Here is a 24222-nt window from a genome sequence, read left to right as displayed (position 1 = left end):
AAAGGTCACAGGTTAATTTAATTTTTTTTAAATAATTATCTGCTTGCAATTATTAGAATAGAGTTGTGAACCACAAAGTCAATGTCTAGTTTTAAAGAACCTTTAAAACTCTAAGCCGCATGAAAACAATAGCGATGAATAAGCTTCTTTTTCTATTACCCATCATATTCTTAAGCTGCGCTGCTTCTAACTCAGGATCATCATCTGAGTCAGGCACCACAACAGGCGGAATCAACGAAAAAACCGCAGGTATGAAGAAATACGAAGGATATTTCTCTTTTTATTATGACGAAAAATCTGATAAAATATTTCTGGAAATAGATAAGCTGGATGAAGAGTTTCTATATGTTAACTCACTGGCAGCAGGTGTAGGGTCTAATGACATAGGACTAGACAGAAACCAGCTAGGCAATGACCGGGTAGTGAAATTTGAAAGAAAAGGCCCGAAAATTTTATTAGTTCAGCCCAATTATAAATACCGAGCCATCAGTGAAAGTGAAGATGAAAAGAATGCCGTAAGAGACGCTTTTGCCCAATCAGTACTTTATGGCTTTAAACTAGTAGCCGAAGAAGAAGGAAAGGTATTAGTAGATGCCACTGATTTTTTCATTTCTGACTCACACCATGTAATCAGCACTTTAAAAAGGAGTAAACAAGGAAGCTATTCACTAGACAAATCCCGCTCAGCCCTTTACTTACCCCAAACCAAGGCATTCCCAAAAAACTCTGAATTTGAAGCCACACTCACCTTTTCTGGAGAAGCGCAGGGCGGCTATATAAGAAGCGTAACTCCTACTTCGTCTGCCATTACGGTCCGCGTTCACCATTCATTTGTAGAGCTACCTGATGGTGATTATGAACCAAGAATATTCGATCCTAGAGCAGGCTATTTTTCTACCTCATACTATGACTATGCTACACCCATTGGAGAGCCTTTGGAAAAAAGATTTATCACCAGACATCGATTAAAAAAGAAAGATTCTAATGCTGCGGTAAGCGAGCCGATAGAGCCTATCATCTATTATATGGATAGAGGCACTCCTGAGCCCATTCGCTCAGCACTAATGGAAGGGGCCAGCTGGTGGAATCAGGCATTTGAAGCAGCTGGTTATAAAAATGCCTTTCAGGTAAAATTACTTCCTGCTGATGCTGACCCATTAGATGTACGCTACAATGTTATCAACTGGGTACACCGATCTACGCGGGGCTGGTCTTACGGTTCATCAGTAGTAGACCCCCGTACCGGAGAAATCATTAAAGGTCATGTGCTGTTGGGCTCATTAAGAGTAAGGCAAGATTACCTGATAGCAGAAGGACTTTTAGCTCCTTATAAAAATAGCACTTCGGTACCTAAAGAAATGGAAGAAATGGCTTTGGCTCGCCTCCGACAGCTAGCAGCTCATGAAGTAGGCCACACACTTGGCTTAGCACATAGCTATACTTCCAGTTCAGAAAATAGGGCTTCGGTGATGGATTATCCACACCCGCTCATTAAAATAACCAATGGAGAAATAGACCTATCAGATGCTTATGATGATAAAATAGGCGCTTGGGATAAAGTAGCCATCAACTACGGATACAGAGACTTTCCTTCTAATGAGAATGAAAAAACCGAACTCAATAAAATAATACAAGAGTCATTAAAAAATGGTCTTACTTTTCTATCTGATCAAGACGCAAGACCAAAAGGGGGAGCCCATCCTTATGCACACCTCTGGGACAATGGCAAAAGTCCTGTAACTGAACTGAACCACATTTTGGAAGTGAGAAGAATTGCACTTAACAATTTTGGAGAGAACAACATCCAAACAGGTACTCCTTATGCAGAACTGGAAGAAGTATTAGCACCCGTCTATTTCCTACACCGATACCAGACTGAAGCCGTTTCTAAAATAATAGGCGGCATCAACTACAGGTATGCGCTTCGTGGCGATGGACAGCCTGTCACTGAACTTATAGATGCCAATGAACAGAAGCTGGCATTGGGAGCTTTGCTTTCCACTATAACCCCAGAACGGCTTATGCTTACCGAAGATCTTCTAAAAATAATTCCTCCTCGGCCATTAGGGTACCGCAGAAGCCGTGAGCTAACTGAAATTCGGACCTCACTCACTTTCGACCCTCTTACCGCAGCCGAAAGTGCTGCTCAAATGACTTTCGGGCTACTATTCAACCACTCACGCGCACAAAGATTGATAGAACATCATGCACGCAATAGCGAGCAGCCTGGCTTGGAGTATGTCATAGATCAGGTAATAGCTGCCACTTGGGAGCAAAAACCATCTAATAACACCTACAAAGCCGAAATCCAAAGAACTGTAAATGATGCCTTACTCACTCAACTTATGGGGTTAGCCGCAAATGAAGAAAGCAGTGAGCAGGCCAAAGCCATCGTCTATTATAAACTAGACGAACTAAAAACCTGGCTTAACTCCATTATGAAAAAATCCGATGAACTACAAAAAGCACATTTCGCTTATGCTGTTCATAAAATAGAAGCATTTCAAAACGAACCTGAAAAATATAAGTTACCTGTGGTGGTTGATACACCTGACGGATCGCCTATAGGCAGTTATTAAACCATGAATTCACTACTACTGAAATTTGAAAATGCCGTAGCAGGTTACGGCATTGCTCACTCCATACCACCTATTGATCTTGAAATACATGAAGGAGAACATGCGATTCTTGTAGGTGAAAACGAAAAACGGAAAGCAGAATTTATGGATGCCGTAGCTGGAAAAATATCCATTCCTAAAGGCAGGCTTTATTACCATTTTTCTGACAATTACTGCAAAGCTGATATCAAAAAGCCTATTGCTTCTGTACTGGCACGTCATGATTTTAAAAGCCTGGATGCCGAAAAAAAATTCTACTATCAGCAAAGGTATAATTCATCTGATTCAGAAAACTCTGAAACAGTATCAGAGTATCTGGCTAAAATTAAGTCATTTAGGAAAAAGCCCTATTGGACTATTCCTAAAGTGGTAAAAAGACTGAACCTAAAATCACTGGAAGATGAAGCACTTATAAAACTATCTAATGGAGAAACCCGCAAAGTACTATTGGCCGCAGCCTTATTAAAGAACCCGGCCATCTTACTTTTGGACAACCCCATGACGGGTCTCGACAAGGAAAGTAGAGCTTTTTTCAACTCTCTCATTCCTGACATATCTTATTCTGGAGTAACCATTATCATGAATTCCTCTGAACACGATATTCCGGAAGAAATAGAAAAGGCCATTATTTTTAAAAATAACCAACCTATACAAAAAGTAAAGACTAGAGAAGCAGAAAGGTACTTACAATCAGAAGAAGCGCTAAATATTCCTAAAGAGGATCTGGAAAAACTAATGCAGCACAACCATACAGCTTATGAAAGCATCATAAAAATGAATGATGTAAAGGTAAAGTATGGCAACAAGTTAATTTTAGACCACATTAATTGGACTGTTAAGCAAGGGGAGCGATGGGCTCTGACAGGCCGAAATGGAGCAGGAAAATCTACTTTACTGAGCCTTATTAATGGAGACAACCCTCAAGCTTATGCCAATGAAATCTTTCTTTTTGACAAGAAAAAGGGATCCGGTGAAAGTATATGGGATTTAAAAGCAAAAATAGGGTTTGTATCTCCCGAATTATTTCAATACTTCCCTCGTCACCTGACTTGTGGACATGTAATAGCCACTGCTTTTTATCTTAGAATGGTATCTATTCCGGCATTACCCAATGACCGAAAAGAGAAAATTCTGCAATGGATGACCCTTTTCAATATTGATCAATATTTTAACGAAAAATTCTATTCCGTTTCTATCAACATTCAGCGCTTATGCCTATTAGCCAGGGCTTTGATCACCAATCCGGTACTACTCATTTTAGACGAACCATTTCAAGGCTTTACTCACAATCAGAAAATGTACCATAAAAAAATTATAGATACCATTTGCGAACAAAGCGACCTTACACTCATTTTCGTAAGCCACTATGAGGAGGAAATACCTGAAAGTGTTACTAACACAATCAGGCTAATAGATGGAAAACAGGCCTAACTTATAATTCAGGCCATTTTATTGTATCGTCATCAATAAACTGAGGAGACCACTGTATCTCATCTAATCGTCCTTCATTTATCCAAAAATTAACTGAGTGAGAATTGGATTCAATTAACTTATGATCTGGACTTTCGGCAGACGACCAGTCTTCCATTTCCAGGTCATCCATTCCTACTTTAGCCAATACTTCCTTCAACTTTTCCTCACTTTGACCAATTAACGTTTCACCATCTAGCTGGTAAAAATCAGAGGTTACTGAAATCACTATCAGACGCCAATCATCTTCTTCATCAAAATTAAGAGACAAACTCAACTCTTTATAATCCCACGATTCTGTAAGATCTTGATCAGAATCAGTATAAGAATAGCTCTCTACCACATCTGCTTCGCCTAATATTTCCTTAACCTGGTCACGAGTCATACCAAATTTTATAGTACCTAAACCTTCTCCTGGTTTTATATCTTTTAGTTCTGTATTCATAACGTTTATTTTAAAGCAAATCTAACCATAATAAAATCAGCATCTCACTTTTTATCCACTAAGCTGACACTGTTTCCTTACTATCAACATTATATTATTACTTTTGCATAAAACGGGTTATAAAAAATTATATGGAGGATATTGATATTATTGAAGACGATGAGTTATACGAGCATCATCGTATAGTGGCTGACCCCAAGCAGCAATTACTAAGGATAGACAAGTTTCTGATGGACAGGCTCCCTAATGTAACCCGAAACAAGCTGCAGTCGGCCATAAAGGACGGATTTGTAAAAGTGAATGATCAGGAAATAAAACCTAATTACAAGGTAAGGCCTGATGACATTATAACGATTGCTCTGCCTGAGCCTCCGAGAGAAACCGAAGTAGTACCGCAAGATATACCTCTCAACATAGTTTATGAAGATAAGCATGTGCTTGTGGTGAACAAAGAAGCGGGCATGGTAGTGCACCCTGCTTACCAAAACTGGGAAGGTACATTGGTAAACGCTTTGGCATACCATTTTAAAAATCTGCCAGAAATGGAGGGCAATGAGGGCCGACCAGGACTAGTACACCGCATAGATAAAGACACCAGCGGCTTGCTTGTAATCGCTAAAACTGAACAAGCCATGAATGGGCTCGCCAAGCAGTTTTATGATCACTCTATTGAAAGAACCTACTATGCGCTGGTGTGGGGCTCTCCTGAACCTAATGAAGGTACTATACATATTAACCTGGGCAGAAGCCTGAAGGACAGGAGGATTACTGTGGCTTATGAAGATGATACCATAGGCAAAAATGCCATCACCCATTATAAACTACTGGAAGACCTCAGGTATGTTTCACTAGTGCAGTGTAACCTGGAAACAGGCCGTACCCACCAAATCAGAGCCCACATGAAACACATAGGTCATGAACTGTTTAATGATGCTACTTACGGTGGAGATAAAATTCTAAAAGGCACTCCTTTTTCTAAGTACAAAAGCTTTGTAGATAACTGTTTTAAAATATTACCCAGACAGGCCCTGCATGCTAAATCTCTAGGATTTGTTCACCCTGTTACTAAAGAGTTTATGCAGTTTAACAGCGAGCTTCCTGAAGATTTCTCACAAGTATTAGAAAAGTGGAGAAGTTATGTGCAGTATAATTAAATGAAAGGCTCAATCATTGTTCATGTATGATTTAAAATGGAGATGAAGTGATTTTATATGAAAGGAGTAGATTTAGCAAATAAGCTTTTTGTCCTAATACAGTTATAGCAAATAATATGGTAGTCGTCGATTGTCAAGGATTTCAGTTAGACAAATACAAGATTCCCGCTTTCCTGTTAAATAAGGGAGAAATTGTAACACTAAACCTATGGAATGGTAATCATTTTCACTATTTCCTGATGATAGACTAAAAGCTACGAACAAAGTTTCACATCTTGCTGGCAACCCTAGAAGATTTCTATCCATTTATACAACTCTCTCAAAGAGTGATGGTTTAATCTTTAATCTTCTAGGAGTTGACCCTCAAGGAGCTATTGAAATTTATGAAATCGTCGAAGAGGCTGTAAAATCTAAGAATGGTTATGCCATACTTTTGAATAACTTTGATGACATGAAAGGCAACTGCCTCAAACGCTATAATATTGAATTATTAAATTGATAGACCTACTGTCTTGTCTATAATATTTTGTTACGCACACATAGTAACATCTACACAACGGTTTTACAAAATTCAAAACTTATAACTACTCAACCTCTCCACCTGTAATAAAACCAAATTCATGGATTTTTTAGTATATGTAAACAGCTGATATTCAGTTTATTAAATACAGAAAATCACTTTTGGCATGGCTCTTGATTAATTCACACTATAAGTTATTTACTGATATCACTTTATAACTTCTTTAGTTCATGAGATCCCGACTTATTGATTTCATGTAGATGTTAAATCTAAATTTTTAAGGACATGAAGAAGGTTGCATTACTTATCGTATTCACTGCATTTATTGCAGGATCTGCTTTAGCTGAAAAAGCTGCTGCTACATTTAGAACAGACAAAGGAGAAAAAATTCAGGTGATTATTAATAATAAGGTTATCAATCACCAACCCAAATCAATAGTAAAAGTTCAGGGAGGCGGGGGCCTGCTAAACGTACAAATTAAAGTCTACAACAGTCATAATACCTTAACCTTAAGAGATAGACTAGACATAAAGCCTGGTTTTAAAAGTGATTTTGTGATTATAAAAACAGGCCGAGAAGCCCAAATTCAAAAATCATCTATAAAACGAATCTATGATAACCACTACAGAAGACCCGAAGAATTATACAACAAAAAGTACTATGCCCTAATAAGCGAAGGAAGCATGAACACTTTATTGGATCGATTAGAGTATGCTCATAATGATCAGGATAGGTTATTAACTGCTAGAAATAATATTGGCGATAATAAAATCACCACCTATGATCTTGGTCAAATATTAACAGCTCTTGATGAAGAAGAGTCTAAATTAAAATTTGCCAAATGGGCATATAAACGAACAGTAGATCAGAACAATTACACAGATATACATGCTGCATTTCAATTCAGAACCAGCATAATAGAACTCGATAGATTTATTTACGGTTAGTTAATGTGTTGAACAAAAAGCCTTTCAAATAATCCTGAAAGGCTTTTCTCATGCAAAAACCGCGCACTATACTGATAAAAAGCTATTCGGTGTTGCCTTCCACAATTTGCCCCACAAGACTCTCTGAGCGCCCTTCCTGCTCCCGCGTTTCTTTTATCACTTGCTGAAGCTCCTCTTCATTAATAAAGCCTTTGCTATACGCGTGCTCTGCGGCTACGGCCGTATCAGAAACTAATAACATATCTACATTTAAGGCCTTTATATCCTCCGCCTGCCTGAGCACTTTTTTCTCTTTACTCTTTTTAGAAACATCTCTTATATAAATAGCTTTAACCCTACCAGGAAATTCTTGCGTAATCTGAACATAAAGCTCAGAATCCCTTTGTCCACTATCTCCAATGAGTATAAAAGACAGATCTTTATATACCTCAAAAAGATGTCTTATTTTGATCAATTTATGATTATGTGTGCCTCCACCAGATTTCATAAGCTCCCATAAGCTGGTTTTCAACTCTTGCAGTAAAAAAGGGCCTTTGGGAATATTCCGTACCTCACAGAAGTTTTCGAGGAAATCATAAAGATTCCACTCACTACTACTCACATAAAAGATCGGGTTTGAAGATTCACTTTTGGTCCCTCTTCGGAGCGCATCATAAAAGGCAGCCACACCCGTAAACGGCAACCTGGTTTTTGAATTTTTGGTAAGTATGAGCCTCAGTTTCCTGAGGGTTTGAGTAGCATGAGAAATTAGAATAGTGTCATCTACATCAGAGATAATACCAAAGCATGAATTGGGCTCTTCAATATATACCTCCGTTTCAGTTTCTATATCTTTTTGATCATCAACTAGGATATCTAAAACCTTAAAACTTGCTGTATGCCAGCCGTGCTGAGGTAGTTCCTCTTCAAATTCAAATAACGCCTCAAAAAGGCCATTTTCATCAGTAACCACTTCCTTTTCAAAGCCAAATAACCGCACCCGCACCCTTACATCTGGTATGGCCTCACTGAGATAGCGACTAATCATAGCTCGGAAATTCTTCCTTCTCTTATCTTCTTCGCTAGCCTCATAAAGTACCCTGTCATCCAGCACATGTCCACGGAGATATACCTTTCTTCTGGAACCATAGCCCCTATAAGGAATGATGGTAGGTGGGGTCAGTACTCCAAGCCATTTTTTAAGGCGTAAAGACAGTTTTTTAACCGGTTTCCTAATTAACTTTTTGATAGATATCTATTTTATTGATAACCATTCATAATACACTAATGTTATCAATGGACGTATGAACCACTTATTGTTTGTAGTAAACCCTATTTCAGGAGGGATTGATAAATCTGACTTACACCATCAAATAGACGGTTGTTGTAAAACGCATCAGGCTGAATATTCCATTATTGAAACTAAAGGTAAAAACGATAAAGAAAGAATTGCAGATCGTATAAAAGAACTTTCTCCGGATATAGTTATTGCATGTGGGGGTGACGGCACTATTAACCTGGTAGCTAATGTGCTTTTAGGTAAGGATAACGTAAAGCTGGGAATCTTACCGCTAGGATCTGCCAATGGCTTGGCCACAGAGTTAGATATTCCTGAAGATATTGAAGGCTCGCTAGAAATTATACTAGCAGGAAAAACCATCCACATGGATGTGCTGAGAATAAATAAGAAATATATTTCACTTCATTTGAGTGACATTGGTTTTAATGCTGCTTTAATTAAAAGATTTGAAGCCAGTGGTTCACGAGGAAAATTGGCTTATGCAAGGCATTTTTTCGCCACATTATTTAAGAAGAAAACACGCAAATATCAGTTCGACTTAGGTTACACTAAGTTTAATCAAAGAGCAGAAATGGTGGTTTTTGCTAATGCCACTAAATACGGTACAGGTGCCGTTGTCAATCCGGAAGGGCACCTGGACGACGGCAAATTCGAAATTTGCATTTTCAAACCATCGCCTTGGTATGCCATGTTCAGCCTGGCGTATCATTTTTTTACCGGGCAAATGAAACGCTCGCGTTACGTTTCTATTTTAAGCGCAGAAGAGCTACATCTCTCGACCAAAAAATCTGATATTCTTCAGATTGACGGTGAAGACCTCGGTGAATACAAAAAAGTACATGTGCAAATAGAACCTGCACAGCTCCATGTAATTAGAGGCTAGTCAGTAAAATAAACTCGATCTCAATTACCAAACAACCAAGCATAACTCCATTCAAACAAAGCCAGTTTTTCATACCAATGAATTCCTTATTTTTAGAATGATTTAAAACCCATTACTATGATAAGAATTCTCTGTTGCTTTCTATTAATATCCTTCGCCGCCAAGGCACAGTATTCATCCAACCTATCAATTCCTGAAATAATGAAGGGAGAAGACTTTGTAGGCTACCTTCCTGAAAGAGTACAGTGGAGCCCCGATAGCAGATATATCTACTTTTCATGGAACCCTGATCATGAGCTTGTAAGAAGCATGTATAAGGTAGAAACAGCCACAGGAAAAATCAGCAAAATGACTGATGATGAGCAAAAATCCAGAGTATATATTGATACTTATAATGATGATCATACTCTGATGGTATATAGTAAAGATGGAGACCTTTTTCTTTACAATACTAAAACAGGAAGCGTAAAACAGATCACCAATACACTAGAAAGCGAAAGTGGCCCCGAATTTTCTGGAGACCAAAAGCAGGTCATTTATTCGGTAGGTAAAAATTTGTTTTCCTGGTCTATTACAGATGGCACCACCCGTCAGCTCAGTAATTTTAAATCTGGGTCGGAAAAAAAGGACTCGAAGGCCTCTTCACAAGAAGAATGGCTGAAAAATGACCAACTGGCTCTATTTGAAGTGCTTAACGAAAGAAAAGAAGAAAGTGAACTGAGCAAGGAGCAACTAGAAAACTTAAAGCCAGAAAGGCCTTTAGAAATTTACGTGGGTGATAAAGATGTTTTTGACCAAAAAGTGAGTCCTGATATGGCTTACATCACCTATAGATTAAGAAAAGAGGCGAAGCACAAAAATACAGAAGTCACTCATTTTGTAACAGAGTCGGGATATACTACTCAAAGCCCAGCCAGATCTAAAGTAGGCATAGAAGAAGATACTTATGAAATGGGTATTTATGATATTAAAAATGACACTACTTATACCTTAGACACTAAGGAAATAGAGGGTATTTATAACAAACCAGCCTTCTTAGAAGATTATGCTGATGGAGATTTCGATCCTAAATATGAAACACCGAGAGAGGTAATTTTTCATGGCCCATTCTTTTCTAAAAATGGTAATGCCTTTGTTGATATCCGCTCTCAGGATAACAAAGATCGTTGGATTATGCTGCTAGATCTGGCTAGCGGTAAGCTTACACTAGTAGATCATCAACATGATGATGCCTGGATTGGAGGCCCCGGCATCAGCTCCTGGAACTTCTTCCCTGGCAATCTGGGTTGGCTGGCTGATAACGAAACCATATGGTTTCAATCTGAAGAAACCGGATACTCGCATTTGTATACCTATAACATTAAAACTAAAAAGAAGAAAGCACTCACTAAAGGTGATTTTGAAATAAGAGAAGCCAAACTCTCTAATGACAAAAAATACTTTTATCTGCAAAGCAACAAGGTATCTCCTCACGTCAACCATTTCTATAAAATGCCTGTAACCGGAGGTAAAATGACACAAATCACCTCTTCGGAAGGCCAAAACGATGTTACTATCTCACCTGATGAAAAACAGCTGGCAGTATTATACTCGTACAGTAATAAACCTACGGAGCTGTACCTCATGAAAAACAGTGAGGGGGCGGTTATGAAACAACTTACGAACTCTACAACCGAAGCGTTCGATGCCTATTCCTGGAAAGATCCTGAGATCATTCGTTTTGAAGCCGAAGATGGCGCAAAAGTGCCCGCCAGAATTTATAAGCCAGAAAAGCCAAATGGGGCGGCCGTAATATTTGTGCATGGCGCTGGTTATCTGCAAAATGTACATAAATGGTGGAGTTCTTATTATCGTGAGTTTATGTTTCATAACTACCTCACAGATATGGGCTATACCGTTTTAGATATTGATTACCGTGGCAGCGATGGTTACGGTAGAGACTGGCGCACAGGTATATACCGCTGGATGGGAGGCAAAGATCTTTCTGACCAAGTAGATGGAGCTGCTTATTTAGTAAAAGAACAAGGCATTGATAAAGACAGAATAGGAATCTATGGAGGCTCTTATGGAGGCTTCATCACACTAATGGCTATGTTTACTGCACCAGACACCTTCCAAAGTGGTGCGGCACTTCGTTCAGTCACAGATTGGGCACATTACAACCATGGATATACTGCCAATATTTTAAATACACCAGTGCAAGACAGCATCGCTTATGCTAAAAGCTCTCCTATTTACTTTGCTGAAGGATTGAAAGGGAAACTGGTAATGCTACATGGAATGGTAGATGATAACGTACAGTTTCAAGACGTGGTAAGACTATCACAAAGGCTCATTGAATTAGGCAAAAAGGACTGGGATTTGGCCGTTTTCCCTATGGAGAGACATGGCTTTGTAGAAGCGAGCAGCTGGGCAGATGAGTACAGAAGAATTTATGAACTCTTTGAGGAAACATTGAAAAAAGAAGAATAAAAAAGAGGGCGGATTTTCAATGAATGTCCGCCCTCTTTTTTATAGGGTAGTTTAAAAGGGCAGTGAGCCAACATCTACATTGCCCCCACTTATAATAATTCCAACTTTCTTGCCTTCAAACAACTCCTTATTTCTCAATAGCACGGCCAAAGGAACCGCCGCACTAGGTTCTATTATTATCTTCATTCGCTCCCAAACCATTTTCATGGCTGCTGCTATTTCATTATCATTCGCCAATAAAATATCAGACACATGTTCTTTAATTATATCAAAAGGCTTTTCTCCTAATGAAGTTCTGAGACCATCAGCAATAGTATCTGGGTTAACCATAGGCACCAATGTTTTGGTTTGAAAAGACCTAAAAGCATCATCTGCTCCCTCGGGCTCACAGCCGATTACCTGGGTACGATTAGACCAATAATGTGCACTGAGCGAAGTGCCACTCAAAAGACCTCCACCACCAACAGGGGTTAGAATATAATCTAAAGGCTCGTTTACTGATTCTATTAGTTCTTTAGCTGCTGTAGCCTGCCCTTGAATAATACGATAATCATTATAAGGATGGATCATGCTCGCTCCTGTTTCACTTATAACCTTCTGCAAAGTCTCTTCCCTGGCCTGAAGCGTAGGCTCACATTCTATCAGATTAGCGCCATAACCTCTTACGGCCTCCATCTTCACTTTAGCCGAATTAGAAGGCATAACAATATGAGCTGGTATGCCTTGCAGCTGAGCAGCCAGAGCCACTGCCTGAGCATGATTACCAGAACTGTGAGTAGCCACTCCCTTTTGCCTCTCCTCATCTGACAAAGACAATACTGCATTCATACCGCCACGTGCTTTAAAAGCGCCCACCTTCTGAAAGTTCTCACACTTAAAGAAAATCTCTGCACGAGCTATTTTATTAATGCTTTCCGATGAATAAACCGGAGTGTAATGAATATAAGGAGACACACGTTCGTGTGCCTCTTCAATGTCTTGAGCCGTTGGTTTGATGTTCATTAGCCAAAAATAGTGGATATTCATTTAATCAGTTATAATTTGCTAAATGAATAACACCACTATCACCAAGGCTATCAGAATTCCAAAAATGAGAAGGCCGGTTTGGTTTGCTTTTTTCATGGTTTTAATCAGGTATGCCACAAAGATCACATCCTGAAGAAAACGAAGAAATCAAAACCTACTCAACCACCCAATTTATCGAGTGAAGTGCAGAAATTTACCGGTAAAAGAATTAGTGCGCTTTTAGCCAATTATCACCTACACCTGCTTCTACTTCCATAGGCACTTCGAGATCAACCGCTGAAGTCATCAGTTCAATTACCTTAGTTCTCACCACTTCAAGCTCGTCTTTAGGCACATCAAAAACCAATTCATCATGTACCTGCATGATCATTTTGGTTTTAAGCCCCTCATCCTTCAACCACTGGTGTATTTTCACCATAGCTATTTTAATAATATCTGCCGCACTGCCCTGAATAGGGGCGTTAATAGCATTCCGCTCTGCATAGCCACGCATGGTGGCATTTTTTGAGTTGATATCTCGCAGATACCTTCTTCTGCCTCTTATGGTCTCCACATATTCCTTTTCACGCGCCTTTTCTATGCAGTCATCCATATATTCTCTAATGGAAGGAAATTCCTTGAAATATGATTGGATAATTTCACTGGCTTCAGAGCGAGGTATGTTTAGGTTTTGCGATAAGCCAAAAGCAGAAATTCCATATATAATACCAAAATTAACTTCTTTGGCCTTTCTTCTCATGTTGGAGTCTACTTCCTCTACCGGCACATTAAATACTTTTGCAGCTGTAGTAGCATGGATGTCTCTACCTTCTTTAAAAGCAGCTATCATATCACTATCATTCGCAAAAGAGGCCGCTATTCTCAGTTCTATCTGGCTATAATCTGCCGCTAGCAACACATGATTATCATCTCTAGGAACAAAGGCCTTTCTTATTTCTCGGCCCTTTTCAGTTCTGATAGGGATGTTTTGAAGATTAGGGTTATTAGAGCTAAGCCTTCCTGTAGCTGCCACTGCCTGACCATAATCAGTATGAACACGACCATCGCCACTAATTAGCTTTGGCAGAGCATCTACATAGGTAGACTTAAGCTTTTGATATTCTCTAAAATCGAGAATTTTACTACATATTTCATGCTCAGAAGCTAATCGGCTCAATATTTCTTCTCCAGTAGCATACTGACCTGATTTAGTCTTTTTAGGCTTATCTACCAGTTTAAGCTTATCAAAAAGCACCTCCCCAAGTTGCTTAGGAGAAGCAATATTAAATTCCTGTCCTGCCAATTCATAGATCTCTTGCTGCACTTTTAAGCTAGCCTCCTGCAACTCCTTAGACATATCAACCAGCGCATCTTTGTCTATTCGCACTCCCTCAAACTCCATATCAGCAAGTACGGGCACCAGCGGGTATTCCACTTCATCAAGAAGCTCTGCTAATTTCTCTTCCTTTTTGATTTCCTTATCCAGCACTTCTTTTAGCTGTAAAGTAATATCAGCATCTTCTCCAGCATACTCCACTACCTCCTCGGGCGCAAGGTCTTTCATATTTAACTGCTTCTTGCCTTTTGGCCCAAGCAAGTCAGAAATAGGTACAGGAATGTAGTTTAGATATTGCTCTGCGATCATATCCATGCTATGCTTGGTTTCGGGCTCCAGCACATAATGAGCTAGCATAGTATCGAAAATATCTCCCTCCACATGAATATCGTATTTTTTCAAAACCAGAATATCATACTTCAAATTCTGGCCTATTTTAACAATATCAGTATCTTCTAAAACCTCTTTAAAGTCATTTAGTACCTCTTTGGCCTGCTCTCTATCTAAAGGCACGCTTACATAAAACGCTTCTCCCTTTACATATGAAAAAGCTATACCCACTACTTCTGCCTCCACGGCATCAATATTAGTAGTCTCAGTATCGAAACAAAACTCCTTTTGCTTTTTAAGGTAAGTTGCAAGCTCCTTCCTTTTCTCCGGTGTGGTGATTAGGTGGTATTCATGAGCCACCGTTTTTATTGTGCTCTTCTCCGTTACTACTTCTTCTTCTACCTCTATGGCCTCTTTACTTTCAGCGCTAAACATAGAAAGTTGTCCTGATGACGATGCACTTGAAGCGCTAGCGGAAGAAGCCTCTTGACCAAAAACTCTTTTTAGCAAGGTTCTAAACTCCAGTTCATCAAAAATGGGTTGCAGCTTATCTTTATCAGGGCCAGTGTATAATAAATCTTCTTCGTTAAACTCTAATGGCACTTCAGTATTAATAGTCGCCAGTTCTTTAGAGAGTATTCCCTGAGCTCCAAAATTCTGAACATTCTCTTTCTGTTTTCCTTTTAGGTCGTCAGCATGCTCTACCAGATTCTCTACTGAGCCATAAGTTTTTATAAGCTTAGCAGCGGTTTTCGGGCCAATCCCCGGTATACCAGGAATATTATCAGAAGCATCCCCTTGCAAGCCCAGCATATCTGCCACCTGATCTACAGATTCTATGTCCCACTTTTTGCAGACCTCTTCTACACCTAAAATATCTACCGCATTACCCATGTAAGCCGGCTTATATAAGTATACATGCTCCTGCACCAGCTGACCATAATCTTTATCGGGAGTCATCATAAACACCTCAAAATTATTTTCAGCTGCCTTTTTTGATAACGTTCCTATAATGTCATCAGCCTCATAGCCATCAAGCTCTATCACGGGTATGTTAAATGCCCTTACAATATCTTTCACTATCGGAATACCCGTTTTAATATCTTCTGGAGTCTCCTCACGGTGCGCCTTATACTCCACATACCTTTCATGACGGAAAGTAGGGGCTGAGGTATCAAAAGCTACAGCTATATGGGTAGGCTTCTGTTTTTGTAACACTTCCAGTAAAGTATTAGTAAAGCCAAACATCACACCAGTGTTAATGCCTTTAGAACTAATTCTAGGGCTTTTACTAAAGGCAAAATGTGCTCTATATATTAATGCATAAGCATCTAATAGGAAAAGTTTTTTCTCGGGTTTACTCATAGGGCATAAAGGTAGCTAATTGACCTAACAGATGGCAAATTAAAATAATAATTCGTCTGACAATGCCCTACTGAGGCGGTATTATAATATACCTCGCAGTCGGATAAAGTTATCCTCCTTTTCTCGTTCTAAATTATTAATTTTCTGGTAGGCGATTACAAAATGATGAGCGATAACTAGTGAATTGAGAAAAAATATAGCCAGGTAGCCAAGGTTAAGAACGATCAAATTGACTTTGAACATAAAAATATAAGCCGTTAACTCATAGGCAAAAGATAATATGCCTACTAAAATACCAGCTGCACTAAACCATGCTTCCTTCTGCTTATTTTGCAACGCCTGAATAACCACCACTGCTATGTAAACCAGATTAATCATTAAAAAGAATTGATAAGCCGGTAGTAATGAAGTGAAAAATATAGGCGGTAGAATTAGAGTGATAGCAATAAAAAGGTAATTGATAGTAATAATTATCCACTTAAAGAGTCCTTTGACTATATCCTTAAAAGATTTAGTAATGAAAAGAACACCTACCATGGCACTCGCGTAAAGTGATAAATACTCTATTCTTAGCGATAAGCTCCAAGGCAAGTTAACCAGTTCTGAAATAAGATAGATGTTTGAAAATAATATCCTAACAGCCCATAGCAAGCAGAAAAGCCCAAAATATAAGGTTGCTAATTGCCCTTTCCGTATAAAGAAAAATACTATAAAGAAGAAGCCCAGAACCAATAAACCACCTACCGAAAGTAAATTAGCAGCTACAATGTTTTGTTGAGATTTGACTACTTCTTCTGGTGTACCCAGTTTTAGTAATTTATGGATCCCTCCTCTGTGATGATGAAAATTGGCCACCTGCCATATGAGCTCTAACTCGTGGTCTTCGCTAATAAAGGTTGTATAGGTAGGTTTCCATTGTGGCTCTACCTCTTCTTTAGATTTTCCAACTTTACCGTTTGACGCTATTAGCTGGCCATTAGCGTAGAGCCGATATGCGGTATATACATTAGGCACATACAATGCGAGTAACTTGGCTTCAGGATCTTTTTTAATAATCAGTCTATACGTAGCATAACCTCTACCATTAAGCATTATGCCTTTATAGCGCATATCATTCCAAATACTCGGCACCTCCGCATATTTGGCATCCCATTCTTCATCATGAAAATCAGCTGAGAAAAGAAGTTTATGATAATAAAATTCCCATTCACCAGAAAGATCAATGGTTCCCATTTCTCCAATATCATTCTTTGATAAATCTAACCGACCTTTGTTTATCTCTGGTAAACTCTGGGCATGAAGTGATAAAAAACAGGATGTAGACAAAAAAATGGCAACGGATAATTGCCTTAAAGCTTTAACTATAGACATTAATAGACAATGTTATTAATACACCATCTTGCAAATTAACCCGAATGCAACTTACTTCCTACTGATTATTATCAAAAAAAGTACGTGCGAAATTAATCGAGAACTCGTTTTAGAAAGCCAATTGATTTATGATAAGCATCATCAGCTGCGTTCTTATCATAATCAGGGTTACTAGGATTAGCAAAAGCATGCACTGCATCATAAAAATGAATTTCCACAGATTTTGAAGCACTTTTCATGTCCTCCTCAAAGGTATTTACTATCTCGGGAGTGATGTGACCATCTTTCTCAGCGAAGATTCCTAATACTGGAAACTCTATTTTTGCTATCTTGTTTTCATCTTTTTCTGGCATACCATAATACATTACTGCACCCTGCGCCTGCTCCCCGGCAATCATAGCTGCCTGTAATGCCCAGCCTCCTCCAAAACACCATCCTAAAGTACCTATTTCTGAACTGATACCTGTAAAAGTAACTGCTCCTTTAATAATAGATTCTGCTCTTTCTGTAGTTACAGAACTGACTAGTTTAGAGGCCTCTTCTCTCGTAGTAGCTAACTTACCATCATACAGGTCTATGGCAAGAATATTAATGTTTTTATTAAATCCATGCCAGTATTTATCAGCTTCCTTTTTGATGTAATCATTAAGCCCCCACCATTCGTGAAAAATGAAAATATAGTTATCAATATCGGTGTTGGCCTTTACCAAGTAAGCGCTGGCCTTCTTACCATCAGGAGTTTCAAAAGTGATCATTTTGCCAGCCTGCTCCTTGTAGTGAAAAGGTATTGGATTCATATGCTCCTTTTTAAAAGTTTCATTTGAAGCAAACAATGCAAAGCTCTCCGTAGCTGAAGTTTGACATATGGTAATATTTTGATCTAGCGTATTCTGAGCATGCAGCACTGAGCTAGCGAACAATAAAAGGAATAATAATTTTACTATTTTTCTCATAATGGTTTAGATTAAATGGCCCTAATATTATATTAACAGAAATGAACACTTACTGTTTATCACTTTTGCCTACAATAAACTATATAATCCGTAACCGGAGGAGTAATATCTAATTCTCTTAACCTACTTATAACCTGACCTCTATGATAAGAGCTATGATTAAGCACATGGACCATGATTTCTCTTATAGTATTTTCGTATTTGGTGCCTTTGGTGTTTTTGTAAAAGATCATTTCTTCAAAAGTTTCTCTAGGGTGATTCTCTATGAGATCGCGCCAATTACGGTTACTTTCCTCATTCATGCTCTTTATCTCATGGAGCTTATATTTCTCCCACAAAGGAAAAGGCGAGGTAGGCAAATCCTTTATTCTATTTATCCAGATAATTTGGGAAGAAAGCAAATGGCTAAATAAGGTCATAATTTTATCATCTTTCACTTCGCCTTCTTCCAAAGTAATCAATACTCGGTTATTAGCCCATTCATTATATCGAAATAAATCTGTAAAATGCTTTTTCATAATTTTTAAACTAAATAAAACTTTATAGTAATTAATGATAATGTATCATTCAAACTAAGCTATAAAAAAATAACATCTTTCCAGTGTAGTTCTTTGCTACTAAATTGTAAAATGACAGCAAAGCATAATAACAATAAACTTCATTTCCATAAAGCGGAACACCTTTCAAAATATGGAATATTTTTCTATCAGTGATTTTTGCAAAAACATGAATATCAGAAAGTTAAGCATTAGGCATATCTTATGATTAATGAATAACAAATAGCTTAATGTTAAAAAAGAAAGAAAACATAAATTTCAGAAAATGATGAACTGATTACCGCCACAATTTTAAAAATAGTAATGAGTAAACGTGTAAAGTAAACCGAGAGGAAAGATAGCCTTATTACTATTGACGGTGGTAATCAATTTAACTTATAAAAGTAAGATGAGATGATAAAAAATTCTTTAACAGATCTGCTGTAGTAGAGTAAAAACTGATCAAAGCTAAGTAGAACAGAGCAAGGTGATGGTTATTGAGTAAGATAGTGGCTCTGGAGGTTTTGAGGAGATGGAATAAGTGACGATTGGTTGACGGCAGTAGGGAAGAACACAGTAGATTCTGTTAAGACATTAAGCCATGGGCAGTGCAAAAGAGGAAGAAAAAAACTCAGAAGTTAACTCTAGATGTAATTTTACGGAGTGAGGTAGCAAAGGAAGAGAAGTTAACATCTGGGTTTAAAATGAGGGGAAGCATGCACTGTTCATTCTGGCCTTTTTTAAGAAAAAAGTAGTGTTGCGTTAGGGTTAAAATGTGTAGAATGAGAGGAGCCTTTCTTTTAAAGTTAGGCTTCTTCACTTTACTGAAAACGGAACTACAATTAATGTATTCTCCCACATCATTATCATTTCTACTTCATCACCCATAGCTTCTAAAGCAATAGTAAACTGATTAAATACATTAGAAGTATAAATGGGTTTTACTTGAAGTATAAGAGCATCCATTTCAGGATCTCTGTTGGCCGATTGAGAGAACACATCAATTCCCCACTGCCCGATTTCATTATTAAATATTACTTTCCAAGAGTTTTTACCCGGTATAGTGAATATAGAATATGAACCGGCCTTAAGTTCTTTTCCATTAATTTTCAGGTCATGGCTTATAGATAGTACGGTCGCCTCATTGGCCCCTGTTCTCCAGACTTTGCCATAAGGCACTAATTCTCCAAATATAACTCTGTCTTTCACGTAAGGGCGGCTATATTTCACTTCTATGTCTACACTATCACTTTTATAGGCAACCTTATCCTGCGGACTGAAGGATTTTGTATAGACTCTAAACACAACCAGAAATATGGCAATGATAGCCACAATGCTACCAACAAAAACAATGAGTTTCTTCATTACCTTATTTCCATAATTTTATTCATACGTCTGTGAGTCTCGTAAAGATCCATTTTTATAGTAATAGAGCCAGCGACCTGTTTCCTCTCCATCTTTATATTCACCATATGATTGTCTATTACCATTGTCATAATAATAAGTCCATGCTCCTGTTTTCACACCACTCTCAAACTGCCCTTCTTCTGCCAGTTTACCATTATGATAGTAGTACTTCCAGTTTCCATCCGGCAATCCGTTCTTAAACTCGCATTCAATTTCCTTTTGCCCATCAATGTAGTAATTGATTTTAAGTCCGGTACCATTTTTCAAATTACCAGAAGAAAGGGTATCTCCATATATAGTATAATAGTCGCTCACCCTCATTAGCATGCCAGAAACCCATTCCTCCTCCTGCATAAGCAAACCCGTAGTATGAAATATTCCCCACTTACCATTTTCAAGACCAGCCTCAAAAGAACCAATGCTCTTCAGCTCCCCTTTATCATAATAAGTAAACCACTGGCCACTTTGCTCACCGTTTAAATAATGTCCTTCTTCCAACAAGTAACCTTTTTCATTAAAAAATCTCCAATTTCCTTCTTTTAGTCCATATTCATACGTTCCTTGTATCTCAGGCTTGCCATTTTCAAAATAGGTGAGGTACACGCTATCCTGCAAACCATATTTATAAAAGCTCAATGATTTCAAATCTCCATCGATATAAAACTCTCTCCACTTTCCTTCAGGTTTTCCATTTTTAAAGTGCTTTTCAGAAAGCACCTTACCATCTACAGTATATTCCTGCCAGGTACTATCTGGCTTGCCAAGCTCATAATGTTCCACCGCCCTTAGCTGACCAAACTCATAAAACTCTTTCCAAGTACCTACTTTTATACCATTACTATAAGCTCCATCAACAGCCAGTTTACCATATTCATTATATAACTTCCAGTCTCCATCAGTGGTATCATTGTCATATTGCGCTTCCAGCATGAGTGTACCATAATAGTCAAACTCCTTTGTAACTCCTTTTTTCTTACCTTTTTCGTATTCCATTTTTGCTTTCACCTTGCCATTCGGGTGGTAGGTAGTCCAAACACCAGATTTTAAGCCATTTTCAAACTGACCAGCCTCCACGGTAGTACCTCTCAAGTCATACTCCAGGTAGTTTTGAGGCTCGTCATTTTCATAATTCACCTTAGCCTTAATCCTACCATTGGGGTATAAAATATTCCAAACCCCTTCACGCTTATCATTCTCAAATTTTCCTTCTTCTATTTTAATATTATTCTTATTGAAGAACTGCCAATTGCCAGCTTTTTTGCCTTCTATAATATCTCCTATGGCATAAACGGAGCTATCCTGAGTGAAAAGTGTAGTTTTCTGAGCAATGGCAGGTATGAAAATAAGGCTCAAGCCAAATGCTATAAGTATATTCTTTAGTTTCATTAGGTTTTAGTAGTTAAGCGATGGAACTTAATAACGTTTATAGTTACTTTTCCCACACAAATACCATACGATAGTTTTTCAAAATTGGATGCTTTTTTGATCTGCAATCTTATTTAGGGCCTAAAATACCTGATATTTTTCGTTAGACCGGACATAATTAATATCATATTTTAATAACTGTTTCTTCAAATCCATTTACATGCCCACTGTATCAAAAACCCTTAATAGTATAATTGCTTTACACCAATCATTGTTCAATATTGAACGCTCTTTTGACTTATGATCGTACAGCAGAATGCCACAAAATTGACATATTAGACCAAATAAGCATAAAATGATAATGGTATGCTCTTTGAATTAACCATTTGAAAGGAGCACCAAATGTTAAAGAATAATGCCATAATTACCATTCGAAAATTTAAAAGTCACCTTCCTCTTAGAATGGCCGCTATTATTATGCTAAGCCTGGGAGACTTATCGCTGCTTTTGAACATAAGCCTTTGCAGAAGTAGCATAGCCCATATCTCCTTTAGCCTGGCAGCTATTTCTTTTTTTATATCAGGGCTACTTATTCAAATTATGCCTGAGCATGGGCACAGGAAAGAAATAGGTATGAGAAAAATATTTGGAGCCAATCTCAAAAACCTCTTTGAGCTTCATCTTTTAGGCCATCTACTTAATTCATTCTGCGCCCTATTACTTTGCTTAATCATTTATAACAATAAAAAATTTATAGAAATAATATCAGGCATACCACATAGCTATACGCTACACTTTACAGACCTGATTATTATCATGACTTTCTCATTGATAATTAGCATTTTAAGCAGTTTTACCTGTAGCTATATAGGAGATAATATGAACATTATGCGGATACTACAAAAAAGATAAACTCAATTATGTATAGGTCTGCTCTATGAACACAAAATGAAGCGACTGTATCATACATATCTTGTAAAAATTGCTTAAATTTTGGTTAGAACGCGTAAGTGCATGAAGAGCCATACTACTCTAATAATTTTGCTGTTTATTTATCTGACAAGCCCCCTTTATGCTCAGCAATTAGGCTTCAGCATTAGCAGCAATAAAAAGAAGGTAGAAATTCCGTTTGAAATCTACAATAATCTGATTGTAGTGCCGGTAGTCCTAAATAATGAACTCCCCCTTAAATTTATTTTAGATACTGGCGTAAGAACCAGCATACTCACAGAAAAGGCCTTTGGAGATATTATTAACCTTTCATACTCTAAAAAGTACACTATTTCTGGCCTTGGTGGAGAGCAACTAATAGATGCTTATATTACTAACAATGTATCTATAAACCTACCTGGTGTAAAGGGTCGGGGACATGCCCTGTTAGTATTGGCAGAAGATTATCTGGAACTGCGTAATTATCTGGGTACCGATGTACATGGTATATTGGGCTATGAGCTTTTTAGCCGATTTGTGGTAAAAATAGATTACGATCGTAAAATAATGCTCCTCACTACCCCAAAACATTTTAAGCCTGGAAGAAAATATAGAGAAATACCCATGGAGGTACATGATACCAAACCCTACATTACTGGCCAAATCATTTATGGCCCTAAAGAGGTGCACAAGGCCAGGCTTATGGTAGACTCAGGAGCGAGCCACGGATTACGGCTTGAGCCTAACGAGGAAAGTGATATTTATATACCACAAAATAACATTAATGCCATACTCGGCAGAGGCTTGGGAGGAGTAATGAAAGGTAAGATAGCAAGAATACCCATGCTTCAGCTAAATAATAAAATTTGTTGGGAAAATGTAATCACAAGCTTCCCAGATGATCATGACTTTCTTGATAGCCTAAAAACTTCTGGATCAGATCGAAATGGAAGTATTGGAGGAGAGATATTAAGTCGGTTCATTACTGTTTTTGACTTCCCTGATGAGAAGCTATTTCTAAAGCCAGGCAAAGATTATAAAGATCGTTTTTCCTACAACATGAGCGGGCTCACCGTAAAAGCCAAAGGCAGCTTGCTTAGCACCTTTGAAATAGTAGAAGTAAGAAAAAATTCTTCTGGCGAAAATGCCGGTATTGAAAAAGGAGATATTATTCTAAAAATTAACGGTATGCAATCAGGTTCTTTGCATCTGAACGTGATCAATAGCATTTTAAACTCCAAAGAAAACAAAAAAATAAAGCTAGTTATTCAAAGAAACGATAAAAAACTAGCTTTCAAATTTCGGCTGCACAGTCTTATTTAAAGAAGAATTGCTTTAATCTTGATGTCTCCTTCTTATAGCGCTTGTATAAATAAGCATGCATGCTTTTAAACTTAATCGCATTCAAAATAGATCTGGATAGCGACTCGGATGTAATACCATCTTTAAGGATATACTCCTGAGCGTCGGCCAGGTAGGCTTCAGAATAATTAGAATTCTTGATGATAGTAATTGGGATATGACGAGTTTTTATGCCTGAAGACAATCTTTTTACCAGACTCTTCATATAACTTCTATCAAAATTATCGTCGATTAAAATGCAACTGGGATTAGAATGAATAATTCTTTTATAAAGTCCCTTAAGATTAAAGCCTATCTCTGTATTATAGGTTTTGTGCTTTATTTGCTTAAGTTTATCGTAAATGTGACCAAGTTCAATAGGATTGTTACCTACTAAAAAGATATTCAAAGAATCTCTTTTATTATCTGAAGTTGTTAGGGGTTGCATAAGTTGTGATGTTTCAAATGGTTAACGGATAATCGAATAATTTGTT

Annotated in this window: 18 protein-coding genes; 8 read left to right on the top strand and 10 right to left on the bottom strand. The window is 37.9% G+C overall.

Annotated features, from left to right (window positions below; all coding sequences use genetic code 11):
- Positions 1-119: 119 nt before the first annotated feature.
- Positions 120-2579, top strand: a complete 2460-nt coding sequence (locus tag JL102_RS01140) for a zinc-dependent metalloprotease (protein ID WP_237390290.1) — start codon at positions 120-122, stop codon at positions 2577-2579.
- Positions 2580-2582: 3 nt separating this feature from the next.
- Positions 2583-4049, top strand: a complete 1467-nt coding sequence (locus JL102_RS01135; protein ID WP_202241790.1) for an ATP-binding cassette domain-containing protein — start codon at positions 2583-2585, stop codon at positions 4047-4049.
- Between the two features lies 1 nt (position 4050).
- Here the strand turns inward: JL102_RS01135 and JL102_RS01130 are convergent, their stop codons facing one another.
- Entirely contained in the window at positions 4051-4533 is a 483-nt protein-coding gene (locus JL102_RS01130) for a hypothetical protein (protein ID WP_202241779.1), read from the bottom strand.
- Positions 4534-4664: 131 nt separating this feature from the next.
- Here JL102_RS01130 and JL102_RS01125 point away from each other — a divergent pair, with 131 nt between their 5' ends.
- A complete protein-coding gene (locus tag JL102_RS01125) occupies positions 4665-5687 on the top strand; it encodes an RluA family pseudouridine synthase (RefSeq protein ID WP_202241777.1) in 1023 nt (340 codons plus the stop codon).
- An 805-nt stretch (positions 5688-6492) separates the two neighbouring features.
- Positions 6493-7155: a DUF4476 domain-containing protein gene (locus JL102_RS01120; RefSeq protein WP_202241775.1), complete on the top strand. Its 663-nt coding sequence runs from the start codon at positions 6493-6495 to the stop codon at positions 7153-7155.
- Positions 7156-7237: 82 nt separating this feature from the next.
- Here the strand turns inward: JL102_RS01120 and JL102_RS01115 are convergent, their stop codons facing one another.
- Complete coding sequence (locus tag JL102_RS01115; protein WP_202241773.1) at positions 7238-8248, bottom strand: App1 family protein; 1011 nt, start codon at positions 8246-8248, stop codon at positions 7238-7240.
- A gap of 190 nt (positions 8249-8438) precedes the next feature.
- Between JL102_RS01115 and JL102_RS01110 the strand changes: the two genes are divergently transcribed.
- Together JL102_RS01110 and JL102_RS01105 are read left to right on the top strand one after the other, a co-directional pair.
- On the top strand, positions 8439-9317 hold the full coding sequence (locus JL102_RS01110; RefSeq protein WP_202241771.1) for a diacylglycerol/lipid kinase family protein: 879 nt from the start codon (positions 8439-8441) through the stop codon (positions 9315-9317).
- A 117-nt stretch (positions 9318-9434) separates the two neighbouring features.
- Positions 9435-11789: a S9 family peptidase gene (locus JL102_RS01105; protein ID WP_237390288.1), complete on the top strand. Its 2355-nt coding sequence runs from the start codon at positions 9435-9437 to the stop codon at positions 11787-11789.
- Positions 11790-11840: 51 nt separating this feature from the next.
- Here the strand turns inward: JL102_RS01105 and JL102_RS01100 are convergent, their stop codons facing one another.
- The 7 genes from JL102_RS01100 to JL102_RS01070 form a co-directional block, all read right to left on the bottom strand.
- The gene (locus tag JL102_RS01100; RefSeq protein WP_237390286.1) at positions 11841-12815 is read right to left on the bottom strand and encodes a pyridoxal-phosphate dependent enzyme; all 975 of its coding nucleotides are present in this window, start codon (positions 12813-12815) and stop codon (positions 11841-11843) included.
- Positions 12816-13023: 208 nt separating this feature from the next.
- On the bottom strand, positions 13024-15825 hold the full coding sequence (gene polA, locus JL102_RS01095) for a DNA polymerase I (RefSeq protein ID WP_202241763.1): 2802 nt from the start codon (positions 15823-15825) through the stop codon (positions 13024-13026).
- Positions 15826-15906: 81 nt separating this feature from the next.
- Complete coding sequence (locus JL102_RS01090) at positions 15907-17196, bottom strand: 7TM-DISM domain-containing protein (RefSeq protein ID WP_202241762.1); 1290 nt, start codon at positions 17194-17196, stop codon at positions 15907-15909.
- A gap of 92 nt (positions 17197-17288) precedes the next feature.
- Positions 17289-18149: a dienelactone hydrolase family protein gene (locus JL102_RS01085; protein ID WP_202241755.1), complete on the bottom strand. Its 861-nt coding sequence runs from the start codon at positions 18147-18149 to the stop codon at positions 17289-17291.
- Positions 18150-18208: 59 nt separating this feature from the next.
- Positions 18209-18667 carry a DinB family protein gene (locus tag JL102_RS01080; protein ID WP_202241753.1) on the bottom strand — a complete coding sequence of 153 codons (459 nt, stop codon included), beginning with the start codon at positions 18665-18667 and terminating at the stop codon, positions 18209-18211.
- A gap of 834 nt (positions 18668-19501) precedes the next feature.
- Entirely contained in the window at positions 19502-20050 is a 549-nt protein-coding gene (locus tag JL102_RS01075; protein WP_202241751.1) for a DUF2911 domain-containing protein, read from the bottom strand.
- Between the two features lie 18 nt (positions 20051-20068).
- On the bottom strand, positions 20069-21478 hold the full coding sequence (locus JL102_RS01070) for a toxin-antitoxin system YwqK family antitoxin (RefSeq protein ID WP_202241749.1): 1410 nt from the start codon (positions 21476-21478) through the stop codon (positions 20069-20071).
- Positions 21479-21859: 381 nt separating this feature from the next.
- Here JL102_RS01070 and JL102_RS01065 point away from each other — a divergent pair, with 381 nt between their 5' ends.
- Together JL102_RS01065 and JL102_RS01060 are read left to right on the top strand one after the other, a co-directional pair.
- Complete coding sequence (locus tag JL102_RS01065; RefSeq protein WP_202241747.1) at positions 21860-22369, top strand: hypothetical protein; 510 nt, start codon at positions 21860-21862, stop codon at positions 22367-22369.
- Between the two features lie 102 nt (positions 22370-22471).
- Positions 22472-23710 (top strand): aspartyl protease family protein, encoded by a 1239-nt coding sequence (locus JL102_RS01060; protein ID WP_202241745.1) that lies wholly within the window; start codon positions 22472-22474, stop codon positions 23708-23710.
- On the opposite strand, the gene JL102_RS01055 is transcribed toward JL102_RS01060, so the two are convergent.
- Positions 23703-24176: a hypothetical protein gene (locus JL102_RS01055; protein WP_202241743.1), complete on the bottom strand. Its 474-nt coding sequence runs from the start codon at positions 24174-24176 to the stop codon at positions 23703-23705. The two genes, JL102_RS01060 and JL102_RS01055, sit on opposite strands and share 8 nt — an antisense overlap.
- Positions 24177-24222 lie beyond the last annotated feature (46 nt).

The organism is Fulvivirga sediminis (genome assembly GCF_016757215.1).
In the GTDB taxonomy this organism is placed as follows: Bacteria; Bacteroidota; Bacteroidia; order Cytophagales; family Cyclobacteriaceae; genus Fulvivirga; species Fulvivirga sediminis.
Note: the sequence above shows the minus strand (reverse complement) of the source record. Positions and strands in the feature narration are given on the sequence as shown.

Bases quoted from the DNA above. Each gene is read 5' to 3' on its own strand.
- JL102_RS01140 (WP_237390290.1), top strand. From the start codon at position 120: ATGAAAACAATAGCGATGAATAAGCTTCTTTTTCTATTACCCATCATA.
- JL102_RS01135 (WP_202241790.1), top strand. From the start codon at position 2,583: ATGAATTCACTACTACTGAAATTTGAAAATGCCGTAGCAGGTTACGGC.
- JL102_RS01130 (WP_202241779.1), bottom strand. From the start codon at position 4,533: ATGAATACAGAACTAAAAGATATAAAACCAGGAGAAGGTTTAGGTACT.
- JL102_RS01125 (WP_202241777.1), top strand. From the start codon at position 4,665: ATGGAGGATATTGATATTATTGAAGACGATGAGTTATACGAGCATCAT.
- JL102_RS01120 (WP_202241775.1), top strand. From the start codon at position 6,493: ATGAAGAAGGTTGCATTACTTATCGTATTCACTGCATTTATTGCAGGA.
- JL102_RS01110 (WP_202241771.1), top strand. From the start codon at position 8,439: ATGAACCACTTATTGTTTGTAGTAAACCCTATTTCAGGAGGGATTGAT.
- JL102_RS01105 (WP_237390288.1), top strand. From the start codon at position 9,435: ATGATAAGAATTCTCTGTTGCTTTCTATTAATATCCTTCGCCGCCAAG.
- JL102_RS01100 (WP_237390286.1), bottom strand. From the start codon at position 12,815: ATGAATATCCACTATTTTTGGCTAATGAACATCAAACCAACGGCTCAA.
- polA (WP_202241763.1), bottom strand. From the start codon at position 15,825: ATGAGTAAACCCGAGAAAAAACTTTTCCTATTAGATGCTTATGCATTA.
- JL102_RS01090 (WP_202241762.1), bottom strand. From the start codon at position 17,196: ATGTCTATAGTTAAAGCTTTAAGGCAATTATCCGTTGCCATTTTTTTG.
- JL102_RS01085 (WP_202241755.1), bottom strand. From the start codon at position 18,149: ATGAGAAAAATAGTAAAATTATTATTCCTTTTATTGTTCGCTAGCTCA.
- JL102_RS01080 (WP_202241753.1), bottom strand. From the start codon at position 18,667: ATGAAAAAGCATTTTACAGATTTATTTCGATATAATGAATGGGCTAAT.
- JL102_RS01075 (WP_202241751.1), bottom strand. From the start codon at position 20,050: ATGAAGAAACTCATTGTTTTTGTTGGTAGCATTGTGGCTATCATTGCC.
- JL102_RS01070 (WP_202241749.1), bottom strand. From the start codon at position 21,478: ATGAAACTAAAGAATATACTTATAGCATTTGGCTTGAGCCTTATTTTC.
- JL102_RS01065 (WP_202241747.1), top strand. From the start codon at position 21,860: ATGTTAAAGAATAATGCCATAATTACCATTCGAAAATTTAAAAGTCAC.
- JL102_RS01060 (WP_202241745.1), top strand. From the start codon at position 22,472: ATGAAGAGCCATACTACTCTAATAATTTTGCTGTTTATTTATCTGACA.
- JL102_RS01055 (WP_202241743.1), bottom strand. From the start codon at position 24,176: ATGCAACCCCTAACAACTTCAGATAATAAAAGAGATTCTTTGAATATC.